Origin of the sequence: Candidatus Campylobacter infans, from assembly GCF_013416015.1 — a bacterium.
Classification (GTDB): domain Bacteria; phylum Campylobacterota; class Campylobacteria; order Campylobacterales; family Campylobacteraceae; genus Campylobacter; species Campylobacter infans.
Map to the genome: position 1 here is coordinate 629,300 of NZ_CP049075.1, position 13,909 is coordinate 643,208.

At 35.8% G+C, this 13,909-nt stretch carries 15 protein-coding genes and 1 tRNA gene; 11 read left to right on the forward strand and 5 right to left on the reverse strand.

From position 1 onward, the window contains the following. Positions 1-36: 36 nt before the first annotated feature. The 4 genes from tsf to CINF_RS03340 form a co-directional block, all read right to left on the reverse strand. Complete coding sequence (gene tsf, locus CINF_RS03325) at positions 37-1,104, reverse strand: translation elongation factor Ts (RefSeq protein WP_178697166.1); 1,068 nt, start codon at positions 1,102-1,104, stop codon at positions 37-39. After that, positions 1,104-1,886, reverse strand: a complete 783-nt coding sequence (gene rpsB / locus CINF_RS03330) for a 30S ribosomal protein S2 (RefSeq protein WP_179975745.1) — start codon at positions 1,884-1,886, stop codon at positions 1,104-1,106. The genes tsf and rpsB overlap by 1 nt, the downstream gene beginning before the upstream one ends. A 243-nt stretch (positions 1,887-2,129) precedes the next feature. Next, positions 2,130-3,422, reverse strand: a complete 1,293-nt coding sequence (locus CINF_RS03335; protein WP_179975746.1) for a hemolysin family protein — start codon at positions 3,420-3,422, stop codon at positions 2,130-2,132. An 82-nt stretch (positions 3,423-3,504) separates the two neighbouring features. Continuing rightward, positions 3,505-4,125 carry a phosphoribosylanthranilate isomerase gene (locus tag CINF_RS03340; protein ID WP_179975747.1) on the reverse strand — a complete coding sequence of 207 codons (621 nt, stop codon included), beginning with the start codon at positions 4,123-4,125 and terminating at the stop codon, positions 3,505-3,507. 80 nt (positions 4,126-4,205) lie between these two features. Here CINF_RS03340 and CINF_RS03345 point away from each other — a divergent pair, with 80 nt between their 5' ends. From CINF_RS03345 to CINF_RS03390, 10 genes are all read left to right on the forward strand, one after another. After that, positions 4,206-5,072 (forward strand): hypothetical protein, encoded by an 867-nt coding sequence (locus tag CINF_RS03345; protein ID WP_179975748.1) that lies wholly within the window; start codon positions 4,206-4,208, stop codon positions 5,070-5,072. A gap of 169 nt (positions 5,073-5,241) precedes the next feature. Then, positions 5,242-5,339: transfer RNA gene (locus CINF_RS03350), tRNA-Sec, on the forward strand. A gap of 329 nt (positions 5,340-5,668) precedes the next feature. Then, positions 5,669-6,589 (forward strand): DMT family transporter, encoded by a 921-nt coding sequence (locus CINF_RS03355; RefSeq protein ID WP_179975749.1) that lies wholly within the window; start codon positions 5,669-5,671, stop codon positions 6,587-6,589. A 173-nt stretch (positions 6,590-6,762) separates the two neighbouring features. After that, positions 6,763-7,143: a DMT family transporter gene (locus tag CINF_RS03360; RefSeq protein WP_179975750.1), complete on the forward strand. Its 381-nt coding sequence runs from the start codon at positions 6,763-6,765 to the stop codon at positions 7,141-7,143. A gap of 1 nt (position 7,144) precedes the next feature. Beyond that, positions 7,145-7,462 (forward strand): SMR family transporter, encoded by a 318-nt coding sequence (locus CINF_RS03365; RefSeq protein WP_179975751.1) that lies wholly within the window; start codon positions 7,145-7,147, stop codon positions 7,460-7,462. Positions 7,463-7,631: 169 nt separating this feature from the next. Then, positions 7,632-8,348 (forward strand): 1-(5-phosphoribosyl)-5-[(5-phosphoribosylamino)methylideneamino]imidazole-4-carboxamide isomerase, encoded by a 717-nt coding sequence (hisA, locus tag CINF_RS03370; RefSeq protein WP_179975752.1) that lies wholly within the window; start codon positions 7,632-7,634, stop codon positions 8,346-8,348. 71 nt (positions 8,349-8,419) lie between these two features. Further along, positions 8,420-8,794, forward strand: coding sequence for a chemotaxis response regulator CheY (locus CINF_RS03375; protein ID WP_178697295.1), 375 nt, complete (start codon positions 8,420-8,422; stop codon positions 8,792-8,794). A 13-nt stretch (positions 8,795-8,807) separates the two neighbouring features. Next, positions 8,808-9,620, forward strand: coding sequence for a 50S ribosomal protein L11 methyltransferase (locus tag CINF_RS03380; RefSeq protein WP_179975929.1), 813 nt, complete (start codon positions 8,808-8,810; stop codon positions 9,618-9,620). A 12-nt stretch (positions 9,621-9,632) separates the two neighbouring features. Next, positions 9,633-11,570, forward strand: coding sequence for an ATP-dependent zinc metalloprotease FtsH (ftsH, locus tag CINF_RS03385; RefSeq protein ID WP_178697301.1), 1,938 nt, complete (start codon positions 9,633-9,635; stop codon positions 11,568-11,570). Positions 11,571-11,776: 206 nt separating this feature from the next. After that, positions 11,777-12,586, forward strand: coding sequence for an OXA-63 family oxacillin-hydrolyzing class D beta-lactamase OXA-471 (locus tag CINF_RS03390; RefSeq protein WP_063864094.1), 810 nt, complete (start codon positions 11,777-11,779; stop codon positions 12,584-12,586). A gap of 146 nt (positions 12,587-12,732) precedes the next feature. Here CINF_RS03390 and hisH read toward each other — a convergent pair whose 3' ends face one another. Beyond that, positions 12,733-13,362: an imidazole glycerol phosphate synthase subunit HisH gene (gene hisH / locus CINF_RS03395; protein ID WP_179975753.1), complete on the reverse strand. Its 630-nt coding sequence runs from the start codon at positions 13,360-13,362 to the stop codon at positions 12,733-12,735. A 232-nt stretch (positions 13,363-13,594) separates the two neighbouring features. On the opposite strand from hisH, the gene CINF_RS03400 reads away from it, so the two are divergent. Next, positions 13,595-13,900 (forward strand): 4Fe-4S binding protein, encoded by a 306-nt coding sequence (locus CINF_RS03400; protein WP_178697293.1) that lies wholly within the window; start codon positions 13,595-13,597, stop codon positions 13,898-13,900. The last annotated feature ends 9 nt before the right edge of the window (positions 13,901-13,909 follow it).

Below are 13,909 nucleotides of genomic sequence, written 5' to 3' on the forward strand. Positions count from 1 at the left end.
ATCCGCAAGCCTAGCTAACAAATCCGCAAGAGTAAGTTAAGCCATTTGCGCTGCTACCTCAGCAGCAAAATCATCTACTTTTTTCTCTAAGCCCTCGCCTACTTCAAAACGCACATATTTTACTAACTCAATCTTACCGCCTAGTTTTGCGGCTTCATCAGCTATGGCTTGAGCTACTGTTTTTTTATCGTCCATTACAAAAAACTGCCCCAAAAGAGTAAGTCTTTGATCGATTTGTGTGTTATCAGCATAAAATCTATCAATTTGTCCTGGTAAAATTTTATCCCAAATTTTCTCAGGTTTATTTTGTGCTTTTAGCTCGTCTTTTAGCTTTTGAGTAACTTGTGCGATGATGGCATCGTTAATTTGCGCGCGTGAGCCAAACTCAGGGATTTTATGAAGTGGCTTTCCTAAGCGTTTTAGCTCTTCATTTTCTTTTTCAAGTTCAGCTTTTAGGGCTGTGGTTTCTTTTTCTAAAAATTCTAAATCAAAATCTTTATAGCTTATAACTTGTGGCTTCATTGCCGCTGCGTGCATACAAACATTGCGCAAAAAATCCTTTGCTTTATTTGCGGTTTGTTCGCTATCACAAGCAGCTGCTATTATCACGCCCACACGGCTATTTGAATGCAAATACCCAGCCACTACGCCATTTGTGCCAGCTTTTATGGTTTCAAAACGGCGAACTACCAAATTCTCGCCCGTTTTTGCAATCTCGCTTTTAAAATATTCTTCAAAAACTACGCCATTTATTGTGCTAGTTTGTAGTTCTTCTTGTGTGCTAATTGCTTTTGATTGTATATGCTGTGTGGTGGTTTTTACTAAATTTATAAAATTTTCATTTTTAGCTACGAAATCAGTTTCTGAGTTTATTTCGCTAATGGTTGCTGTTTTTTCATCTGCGCTTACTGCTACATTTACTAAGCCTTCGCTTGCTAATCTATCGGCTTTTTTAGCAGCTTTGCCTAGTCCTTTTTCACGCAAAATATCCACAGCCTTGCTCATATCTCCATCTGCTTCGCTTAGGGCATTTTTACAATCCATCATACCTGCGCCAGTGCTTTCGCGCAGCTCTTTTACCATTTGTGCTGTAATCTCAGCCATTATTCATCTCCTTCAAAAAACTCTTCACTCATAACTTCATCAATCAATTCTTGTTTTTCTTCGTGGCTTGCTGGATTTATGGCGCTTTCTTCATCAACAGCATCAATCATAGCCTTGCCTTCATTAATTGCCTCAGCCATTTCATTGCAAAATAACTGCACAGCGCGGATAGCATCATCATTTGCAGGCACTGGATAAGTAATTAAATCAGGGTCGCAATTAGTATCCACAGGTGCTACAATATCTATTTTTAGTTTATTAGCCTCAGCTACGGCGATTTTTTCTTTTATTGTATCTACGATAAATAGCATATCAGGCAAGTTTTTCATATTGCGAATACCGCCAAGGGTTTCAAGTAATTTTTCTTTTTTACGGCGAAGCATTAGCGCTTCTTTTTTGGTCAATAAATTTATAGAGCCATCTTCTTCCATAGCTTCGATTACTTCTAGCTTGCGAATGCTTTGTTTAATCGTGCCAAAATTTGTCATCATACCGCCTAACCAGCGACTATTTACATATGGCATACCACATTTTTGAGCGCTTTCTTTTATGGCAGTGATTGCTTGCTTTTTAGTGCCTACAAATAATATAGTTTTGCCCTCAGCGGCTGCATCGCGGACTATATTATATGTATAGCGAAAATAGCGGATTGTTTTTTGAAGGTCGATTATATAAATACCTTTGCGTTCGCCAAAAATGTATTTTTTCATTTTTGGATTCCAGCGTCTTGTTTGATGCCCAAAATGCACACCACATTCTAATAAATCTCTCATCGTTACCATGAGTTCTCCCTTGCGTTAGTTTTTCCTCTTTTTGCGCTTATAGCGACAACGCTACACTAAGCTTGCGCAAAAATGCGAAATGAGCGCGGATTGTATCGCTAATTTGCTTAAAAACAAATGAATTTAAGCTAAAATTATGTTTATTTGGATTAGAAATTTTAAAATTTGTAGCCAAAAGTGGAGCATTAAAATTTGCGTGGCAAAATCTTGCGTGGCAAATTTTAATAATTTTTAAAGCAAATTTTAAGAATCCGAGCTTTTTAAAGTAAGTTTTATACGCCTTATTGCAGCGCCGTCCATAGCTAGCACCTCATACACGCATCTATCATCGCTTACGCTCTCACCCACCTCAGGCAAGCGACCAAAAAGATTAAACACATATCCGCCTATGGTTATTTGCTCATCATCAAAGCTCATATCAAGCATTTCTCCAAGCTCTTCAAGCTCGTAACGCCCGCTAAATTCATAATTTAAATCATCTATGCGTTTGTATTCTTCATCATCTGGTTCAAACTCATCAAAAACTTCGCCCACAATATCTTCAAGCGTTACAAATCCTGCCGTGCCACCGTATTCATCAAGCACCAAAGCAGCATAAGTTTTTTCTTTATTCATCATATTTAAAATGTTTGAAATAGAGCTATTTTCAGGCACTATGATAAACTCACGGATAATTGAATTAAAATCTACTTCTTTATTTTTAAGCATTGCGTGTAAGATATCGCGAATGTGGATTAAACCAAGCACAGTATCCTTGCTACCATCGATAAAAGGAAAACGCGTGTATTTGGTTTCTTTAATAATTTGTAGGTTTTCTTCTAGGCTTTTTTGCTTGCTTAAACACACCATATCCTTGCGTGGTGTCATTACTTCTTTTGCTACTGTATCGCTAAAATCTATGGCGTTTTGGATTATTTCGCTCTCCATACTATCTAGCACGCCACCTTTTAAGCTTTCTGAAACAATAAATTTTATTTCTTCTTCGCTGTGGGCAAGATCGCTTTCTTTTGCGGGTTTTACGCCAATTAGCTTCATACCACAAAGTGCTACATAATCAAAAGTTTTAATCACAGGAAAAAAGATAATCCAAAAAATATGAAGTGGTCTAGCCACCCAAAGCACCACGCTTTCGGTTTTTGCGATGGCTACTGATTTTGGGATCAATTCGCCAAGCACCACATGTAAAAGAGTAATCAAAATAAACGCCACGCCAAGCGCGATAGTGTCAATGCCCTCTTGGCTAAGATTTGTGAAGTATTTTAATGGTTCGCCTATTAATCTAGCAATAGCAGGCTGTCCTAGCCAGCCAAGCGCAAGACTAGAAAGCGTGATGCCAAGCTGGTTTGCGCTTAAATAAGTATCTAGTGAGTTTGTGATTTTTAAAGCTAGTTTTGCGCCAGCTTTGCCTTCTTTTATAAGCTCTTCAAGCTTAGATTTTCGCACCTTAACAATAGAAAACTCAGATAAAACAAAAAAGCCATTAAGTGCGATAAAAAGGATTGCCAAAACAACCCCGATAAACGATTCGCCGTCCAAAAATAATCCTTTTTTAAAAAATAAAAGCTCTAATTGTAGCAAAAATTTTAAAATTTTTCTCTTTTTTATATGCTTTAAAAATCTAGTATGCTTTAAAATTATGCAATATTTTTAAAATTTTAATTATTTTATCTTGTATTTTTTGGCCGTTTTCATCTTCTAAGCGGCTGTTAAAATCAAGCAAGGTTGGTTTAAATTTTAATGCTTTTTGAAAATTATTTTCATCTAAACCGCCAGCAATCCCAAAAGGCAGCTTTACATCACGCAAAATTTCCCAATCAAAGCTAACGCCGTTGCCACCAAGCTTTGCGCCCTTACAATCAAAAAGTGCCATATCATAATCGCCATTTATTTTTGCCAACGCTTTACAACCCACATCAACGCTAAACACTTGCCAAATGCTCGCATTTTTAGCGTTTAATAAAATTTTATTATCTAATTTTTCATAGATTTGAATGGCATCTAAAAAGCCTAATTTTGCGATGTTTTTGGCATTTTCTACGCTATCAAAAACGCCAGCGATTTTAATGGCGTTTTTATGCGCGATTTTAGAAATTTTAGCCGCCATCAATAAATCCACCTGCCTTTTACTAGGCGCAAAAATTAGGCCTATAAAATCTACTTTTTTGCCGTTATATTCGCATTCACACACGCTTTTAGCCTCAATCTCATTTTTAATGCCACAAATTTTAATCTTTACCATTTTTACTCCCTTAAAAAGCGCAGATTTTATCTAAAATAACTAAAAATAATATGATAAAATGCGCACCAAAAAGGACAAAAATGCAAAAACACGAAGTCAAATTAAGACAATACAATGGCTACATAAAAGACAAAGACAACCCAAATCAATACAACTCACTTCTTGGCGAAATATACGAAATGCACGCATTTTCATGGCTTATACAAAATAGAAGTGATATTCGTTTTTTGCTAGCAAAATGCATAAAACCAAAAAAGGGTTTTGTTCGCGATGGATTTTGTTATAACAAGCAAGGCCAAATCGTTTATAAAAGCGCAGGCATTGGGCTTGGCGAGTTTGATATTTTGGGGCTTGGCGATGATGGACAGATTTATTGGTTTGAAGTAAGCATTAAAGAATACCGCCAAACAAAACGCTCAATTGCTAAAAAAAAGTCCTTGCTTTTGCGCCTTTTTCCCAGCCATAAAATAAACTTTACAATGATTAACCCCCAAGCCCTGCCAAGCTACACAAAAATGTATCAAACGCTGATTTTACCGCTACCAAACATTAAAAAATTTTATCCTACTTACCGCTTTAAATGTAGTTTTCAAAACTGCGCCGGGCTTGATGAGTTTTCTAAATTAAGTGCGCGTTATGATTATACAAATGAGCTAATCAAACACAGCAAAGAGCATTTTAACTACCAAAATATCGATTTTTTTGACCCATTATTTTTACATTTATTTGATATTAAAAATATTTTTAATCAAAAATTAAAATATTATGATTTTGAGAAAAAAATATATAGAGAGGTTGAATTTTTAGGCGCTGGCAAGGTTTTAAGAGATGGAGAAATTTTAGAGCATATCCACGCAACCTACAAGGAAATTTTAGAGATTAGAAAAAGACTTCGCAATCGCAAAAAAAGGCGTTTTGAAATTTTAAAAGCCAACGCAAATGATTAAAATTTAGGCTAAATTTTAAAATTTATTTATAATTTATTCAATTTAAAGGCCTCGAAGGCAAATTTTGAAATTTATTCAAAATTTTACTTTGTTTTGAAATTTAAAATTTTGTATGAAATTTAATAAATTTTCTGCTTTAAATTTTAAAATTTTAGCTAAAATGCCTTTTGGAGAATAAAGCTATCTGGTGATACTCACGGACTTCAAATCCGCTGGCGGGGCAGCTGGCTGTCTCGCGGAGAGTTCGATTCTCTCATTCTCTCGCCAAAATTGCTTTTTGTAATCAGCTTTGTTTAAATTATTTGAATTAGGCTAAATTTTAAAATTTATAATCAAATAAAATTTTTATATTTTTAACTTCTTTTTTGTGTTTGTAGTTTTGTAAGTGTTGTATTAGAAATTTTAATTTATAATAGGCAAAGATGAGTTTGGTTGTGTGTTTTTAAAGGTTTAAAACCCTTATTAAACTTGCTTTTTTTGGGCTAAAAATCTTGTTTTAAAATTTTAAATATTTAATAAAATTTTTATTTTATAAAATTAAAATTTTAAATAAAATGCGCTTTAAAACTAAGCCAAATTTTAAATAAAGAGAAAAAATGTTAAGAGTGATAAAACACAATTTGGGCGCATATTTTATGGTGCTAGCTTGCCTTGACTTTGCGCTTATCGGAGTTTGCGCGAAGCTACTTAGCAAGGACTTGCCAGCCATTGAAGTGGTGTTTTTTAGAAATTTCATCGCCGCCCTTTACCTACTCTACCTTTACCAAAAATCCACGCTCAAACCACGCGAGGGCGGGCATTTTAGCTTGCTTGTTTTTCGTGGAGTTGCGGGCGTGCTTTCGCTTTATCTACTCTTTTACAATATCGAGCATATCACGCTTGGCGGAGCTTTTGCCTTTCAAAAAACCGCACCTATCTTTACTACGCTTTTGTCGTTTTTTATCTTTAAAGAAAGCGTGGGGCTTCGCGGTTGGGGTGGCATTTTTGTGGGCTTTTGTGGCGTGCTTTTCATCGCTCAGCCTTGGGCGGAGGCTCAATTTCACACGGGTTTTGACATAAAAAACTCACTTTTGGGCGTGCTGTGCGGGTTTTTATCAGCTGTTTCAGTAACAAGTGCAAGACAGCTGCGCCACTACTACACCACTGAAAAAATCGCCCTTGCCTTTATGATAGTAGGCTCGCTCGTGCCACTTTGCTCGATGATAGTGGGCGAATTTTACGCTCCAAAGGGGCTTGATTTCCTGCTTTGTGAGTTTAAGATGCCAGATTTAAAGGCTTGGGCTATCATCGCTGTGATGGGCATTTTGGGCGCGGTGTATCAAATTCATCTTACAAAAAGCTACGGCATAGCTAAAAAAGCAGGCGTTGTGGCAGGGGTAAGCTACCTTGATGTCATCTTTTCGCTGATTTTGGGGCTATTTTTAGGGGACGATTTTCCTAGTGCTATGGTGTTTGCGGGCATTTTGGGTATCATTTTTGGCGGACTTATTTTAGTCTTTGATAAGGCTAAGCCCTAAGTTAGTTTTTAAATAAAATAAATTTTATTTAGCTAAAAAGCGCGCAAATTTTAAAATTTAATGCCTAAAAATAAAATTTGCTACAATAATACTAGCCCAAAAAATACTAATTTATTTTACAAAAGATAAAATGCAAAATAAAGTTAAAAAAACAAAAATAAAAAAGGACAAAAATGACAAAAAATTCTCGCATTCGTTCGTGGATAATGCTGTGTTTGGCTATCGCGCTTGAAATTGCAGGGCTTAGTTTGCTGCAAGTTTTTGAGGAAAGCCCCGTTTTAAGCAAGGTGATTTTGGTGTGTTTTATGAACGCTTCTTATTTTCTTATGTCCTTAGCGTTGCGACAAATTTCAGTGGGTGTGGCGTATGCGGCGTGGGAAATCATCGGCGGCATAGGCGTTTTGTTTGTGAGTTTTATCTTTTTTAACCCTATTTTAAGCACTCAGCAATACTTCGGCGTGGCACTTGGTTTCATCGGCATAGTTTGCATTATCTTGGGCGAAAAGCACGACACAAGCGCAAATTCCGCTCTAAATTTAAGGGTAAAGGACTAAAATGGCGGCGTTTTTACTCATTTGCTTTTCGGGCGTTTTGGATATTTTTTCAAATTTAGCTTTGGCAAAGTCCGATGGCTTTAAAAAGCTATGGTGGGGGCTTTTGGCTTTGTTGCTTGTGGATAGTTGCTTTGTGGCTTTGGCTTTTGCGCTTGATTTGGGTATGCAGCTGCCCGTTGCTTACACGCTTTGGGGCGCGATAGGCATTTTGGGAACTACGGCTGGGGGATATTATTTTTTCGCTCAAAAGCTCAAACCCATAGGCTTTGTAGGCATTGTGTTGGTGCTTTGCGCTGTTTATTTGCTGCATTTTGCGTAAGGGCTGGGCTAGAAAATGCGTAAATTTTATTATTTAAAATGTCTGCGCGCCAAAGGCTAGCTTAAAGCATTATAAATTCAGCATTTTATAAAAGCGATATTTTATTTTTATTGAAATTTTAATAGTAAAATTTTGATTGTGTTTTTAAAATTTTAAAAAAAGGATAAAAATGGAGATTATCCCAGCCATTGATTTAAAAGATTCTAAGGCGGTGCGATTATTTAAAGGGCAAATGAACTCAGCTAAAATTTATTCAAACGACCCTAGCGAGCTGGCGAAGGTTTTTGAAAATTTTGGCGCAAGATATTTGCATATTGTGGATTTAGATGGTGCCATAGCCGGCGAGGCTATAAATTTTAAAACAATAGAAAAAATTGCCACAAAAACTAGCCTAAAAATAGAAGTTGGTGGCGGGATAAGAGATGAGGCGCGCATAAAAGATTATATCAATTTGGGCGTTGATCGCGTGATTTTAGGCTCTGTGGCTTTAAAAGATCAAAATTTCACCAAAGAGATGGCAAAGCGTTATAAAATCGTGGTTGGGATTGATTTACAAGATGAAAAGGTTGCTACGCACGGCTGGGTGAATGTGAGCAACATTAGCGGCGAAGAACTAGCTAAAAGCTACATAGGTGCGGGCTTGGAGGCTATTATAACCACAGATATCAGCAAAGACGGCACGCTAAGTGGAGTAAATGCAAAATTAACGGCTAAAATCGCAGATGCTAGCAAAACCCCAGTGATTGCAAGTGGCGGAGTGCGCGATATAAACGATATTTACGCGCTTTTAGAATACCCGCAAATTTCTGGCGTGATTGTTGGCAAGGCTTATTATGAAGGTAAGATTGATCTAAAAACAGCATTTGAAGTAGCTAAAAATCGTTGATTTAAAAGCAAAACTTAAACTTTTTTTGCTACAATTCCGCCTTAAAATTTTTGCTTTAACAAAGGATGAGCGTGAAATTACTAGTTGTTGATGATAGCTCTACTATGAGAAGAATTATAAAAAATACACTTCAAAGACTAGGACATAAGGATATTTTAGAAGCTGAGCATGGCTTAGAAGCATGGACGATTTTAGAAGCAAATAATGATATAAATGTGCTTATAACTGATTGGAATATGCCTGAAATGAATGGCTTGGATTTGGTAAAAAAAGTCCGCGCTGAGCAAAAATATGCAGATATGCCTATAATAATGGTTACCACAGAAGGCGGCAAGGCAGAGGTTATCACCGCGCTAAAAGCTGGCGTAAATAACTATATAGTAAAGCCCTTTACTCCGCAGGTATTAAAAGAAAAACTTGAAGATGTGCTAGGCATGCCAGCTTAATATAATCTTTATGATACAGCAAACTTACTATGAGCTAAGCGTTCTTAGCTCGCATTCTCAAATTTTATCGGATTTAGCTTTTGAGCTTGGCATAAGTGCCATAGAGCAAATAAACGGCGGGTTTATTATAAGAGATGAAAATCCATTAGATATTATAGATCTTGGGCTAAAAACTTTCGCACAAAAAGCAAATATAGATATTTCTACAAAGCTAAGCAAAAAGCCTAATAGCGATTGGATAAAAGCGTATCAAGATGGAGTTAAGCCTGTAAAATGCGGGCAGTTTTATATTCGCCCTAGTTGGTGTGAAAGCAGTAAAGATGATATAGAAATAATCATCGATCCAGCTCTTGCTTTTGGTTCAGGGCATCATGAAAGCACCGCATCTTGCTTGGAGTTGATTAGTAAATATGCAAGCAAGTTTAAAGGTAAAAATGCCTTGGATTTAGGTTGTGGGAGTGGAATTTTAAGTATTGCCTTAGCTAAGCTTGGATTAAATGTAGATGCGCTTGATACTGATGAGCAAGCAATTAGCGCAAGCCAAGCTAATGCCAGCAAAAATAAAATAAGCCTAAATCGCACAGTAGTAGGCAGCATAGATAAAATAAACGCAAAATACGATATAGTGTGCGCAAATATCATTGCTGATGTGATTTTAGCTCTTTCAAATGAGCTTAAAAACAGCTTAAAAGACGGGGCTTATTTAATACTTTCTGGTATATTAAATCGCTATAAAGAGCGAATTTTACAAAGCTTTAAAGAGCTAAAATGCTTAGAAAACCTTAGTAAAAATGAATGGGAAAGTTTTATATTTCAAAGGATATAAATGAAACAAAATATGCAACAAAACAACGACAATAACGGCGGCAATAACAATCCTTTTAACAAAAATCCTATTTTAACCTTTGCGATTTTTGCTATTGTGATGGTGTTGATTTTTAGAAGTTTTGCGCCTGAAAATTTTAATGATTTTAGTGGAGGGGCAAGCAATGCAAATAGAAATGTCTCATACTCAGATCTAAAACAAATGGTCAAAAATAAAGAAATTTTAAGTGTGGCAATCGCACAAAGCACCATAAAAGCGACATCTAGCCAGGGCATAACCTACACAGCAAAAAAAGTCGCAAATGATACCACGCTTATACCTTTGCTCGAAGAAAACGGCGTAAGTTATAGCGCGTATAATGAAAATAATTGGCTTAGCGATTTATTATTTACTTGGGTTATACCTGTGTTTATTTTCTTTGCTATATGGATGTTTTTGGCATCTCGCATGCAAAAAAATGTAGGTAATGGAATTTTAGGCATAGGTAGCACAAAAGGGCTAATAAACTCCGAACGCCCAAAAGTAAAATTTGATGATGTAGCAGGCGTTGAAGAGAGCAAAGAAGAGGTTAAAGAAATAGTAGATTTTCTAAAAAATCCTGAAAGATACATAACCTTAGGCGCTAAAATTCCAAAAGGCGTGCTTTTAGTTGGCCCTCCAGGCACTGGTAAAACATTGCTAGCAAAGGCTGTGGCTGGCGAAGCAAATGTGCCGTTTTTTTCAGTTTCTGGGTCTAGCTTTATAGAAATGTTTGTGGGCGTTGGGGCTAGTCGTGTGCGCGATTTATTTGAAAAAGCTAAAAAAGAAGCGCCAGCAATTGTGTTTATAGATGAAATAGACGCCATCGGCAAGAGCCGTAATGCAGGCGGTATGATAGGTGGCAATGACGAGAGAGAGCAAACCCTTAATCAACTGCTTGCTGAAATGGACGGCTTTGATAGCGATAAAAGTCCTGTTATAGTTTTAGCGGCCACAAATCGCCCAGAAGTGCTAGATGCGGCTTTGTTGCGTCCGGGGCGTTTTGATAGGCAAGTGCTTGTAGATAAGCCAGATTTTAAAGGGCGCGTTGAAATTTTAAAGGTGCATAGCAAAGAAGTAAAACTAAGCAAAAGCGTGGATATGGATGAGATTGGCCGCCTTACAGCAGGGCTTGCTGGTGCTGATTTAGCAAATATTATAAATGAAGCAGCTCTTTTAGCAGGGCGCGCTAATAAAGCAAGCATAGAGCAACAAGATTTAGTAGAAGCAGTAGAGCGCGCAATCGCGGGCTTAGAGAAAAAATCACGCCGTATCAATCCAAAAGAGAAAAAAATAGTAACCTACCATGAATGTGGCCACGCGCTAATTGCTGAAACAACCGCTGGTGCCGATAAGGTAACCAAAGTATCAGTGATTCCACGCGGTCTTGCAGCTCTTGGTTACACGCTAAATACCCCAGAAGAAAACAAATTTTTAATGCAAAAGCACGAGCTAATCGCAAAAATAGATGTGCTTCTTGGCGGGCGCGCAGCTGAGCAGGTGTTTATAGGCGAGGTTAGCACAGGCGCTAGTAATGACTTAGAGCGCGCTACTGATATAGTTAAGGCGATGGTTTCTATGTATGGTATGAGCGATGTAGCAGGGCTTATGGTGCTTGAAAAACAACGCAATTTATTTTTAAATGGTGGCCAAACTCTTAAAGATTACAGCGATGATATGGCTAAAAAATTAGATGAGTTTGTGAAAAATTTCTTAAATGATCGTTTTGAAGAGGTGTTAAAAACTCTAACGCTTTATAGGGGCGCTATTGAAAATATGGTAAGCGCACTTTATGAAACAGAAACTATTGAGGGCGCAAAGGTGCGCGAGATTATTAAAGCCTATGAGCAAGAAAATAATTTGCCAAGTCGCCTTGTAGATGAAAATGACGAAGCAAATGCCGATATAGCAGAGGCTAAACGCGAAGCTTAAAATTTGATAGATTAAAATTTTAAGCTTAATTGTAAAAAGCGCGGATAAAACTCCCGCTTTTTGCTTATTTTTTAACTTCAATGTCTTTAAATTTTAAAATTTATTTTTACTACCGCACTTTTTAGAAATTCTGTAAGCAATACTATATAGCAGTTGACAATCATACAAATTTAATATATACTCCGCAAAAATATCAAGGATTATAAATGTCTAAAAAAAATTTTATATTAATATTTATTTTTGTTATTTTAATATCTTGTAAAAATACAGAAAAAATATCAAATGAAACTACATTAATAGATAATATATTTACTAATAGCAATGCTGAAGGAACATTAGTTATATATAATTTAAATGATGATAAATATATAATTCATAATAAAGAAAGAGCTGAACAAAGATTTTATCCAGCATCAACATTTAAAATATATAATAGTTTAATAGGCTTAAATGAAAAAGCAGTTAAAGATGTAGATGAAGTATTTTATAAATATAATGGCGAAAAAGTTTTTCTCGAATCTTGGGCTAAAGACTCTAATTTAAGATATGCAATTAAAAATTCGCAAGTACCGGCATATAAAGAATTAGCAAGAAGAATAGGTCTTAAAAAGATGAAAGAGAATATAGAAAAACTAGATTTTGGTAATAAAAGTATAGGTGATAGTGTAGATACTTTTTGGCTTGAAGGACCTTTGGAAATAAGTGCGATGGAGCAAGTTAAATTATTAACTAAATTAGCTCAAAATGAATTACCGTATCCTATAGAAATACAAAAAGCTATTTCTGATATTACTATACTAGAGCAAACTTACAATTATACGCTTCATGGAAAAACTGGATTAGCTGATTCTAAAAACATGACAACTGAGCCTATTGGTTGGTTCGTAGGCTGGCTTGAAGAAAATGATAATATATACGTCTTTGCTTTAAATATTGATAATATCAATTCAGATGACCTTGCAAAAAGGATAAATATAGTAAAAGAAAGTTTAAAAGCATTAAATTTATTAAAATAAATTATATAAAAATTATAAATGATTTTTAAATTTATACTCTATTAACCGCACGGTGAATAAAATTTTATCAGTAAATTAATTAGCAATTCAAATTTAATTAAAAAACAAAATTCGCTTATCGTGCGTTATAATGCTTATTTAATTCTTTATATATATTGACATAAATAAATAAAATTTTTCAGCACGCATAAGCCGGCATTTTGGGATTTTTCAGGGTGTGGCTGAAAGCCAAAAACATTATCTTTTGCCACAGCACTTACAAACTTATAGCCATAATCACTAAAAGCTAGCACAAGCTCATCATCGCATTTAGCGTGGTAGCTATGCACAAAATAAAAATATTCGCTTTGTTTAAGCCCTTTTGTAAGCGGGCATTCTTTTATAAACTCGCAAGAATTCCAGCCCATATGCGGTACTTTTAATGGCGCATTAAAGCGAGTTTCATCAAATTTTAAAATTTCCCCTTTAAACACGCCTAGTCCGTTACATTCGCCAAATTCATAGCTCTTTTCAAAAAGTAATTGCATACCAAGGCAAATGCCTAAAAATGGCTTATTTTGAGCTATGTGTTCTTTAATGGCTTGTGTTAAATTATTTTTATTTAATTTATCCATCGCATCTTTAAAAGCTCCCACGCCCGGTAAAATCAGCTTTTGGCATTTGGCTAATTCTTGTGGAGCGGTGATTAGTTTGATATCGTTTTTGCTATCAACGAAATTTAGGGCATTTAAAACGCTTTTGATATTACCAGCACCATAATCAATCACACCTATCATTTTCATCCTTAAAAAAGTGCTGATTGTAGCATATTTTGTTTAAAGGCTTAGCAATTTTTGCTCTTTAAAATTTATTAAATTTTATAAATTTTAAGCACAAAACTAAGTAAAATCAATTAAAATTTTCTTAGAAACTTAAAATCAACTAAAATAAATAAGTTAATTTTATAATTTCTAAATTATATTAACTATTTTAGGCTAAATTTCGCCAAAAATTTTTAAGGAGTGCTAGATGGTTGAACAACCAGAAGGTCGCGCGGTTTGGGTAGATGAAAGCCGTTGTAAGGCCTGTGATATATGCGTTAGCTACTGCCCAGCTGGCGTTTTGGGAATGAAAGAGGATATTCACGCTATTCAAGGTATGATGATTGAAGTAGTACATCCTCAAAGTTGCATAGGATGCCGTGATTGTGAGCTTCATTGCCCTGATTTTGCAATTTATGTGGCTGATAAAGGTTTTAAGTTTGCTAAGCTAACGCCTGAGGCAAAAGCGCGTGGTGAAGCCGTGCGTGCTAATCATTTTAGAAAGATTGATTAAGGATAGGCG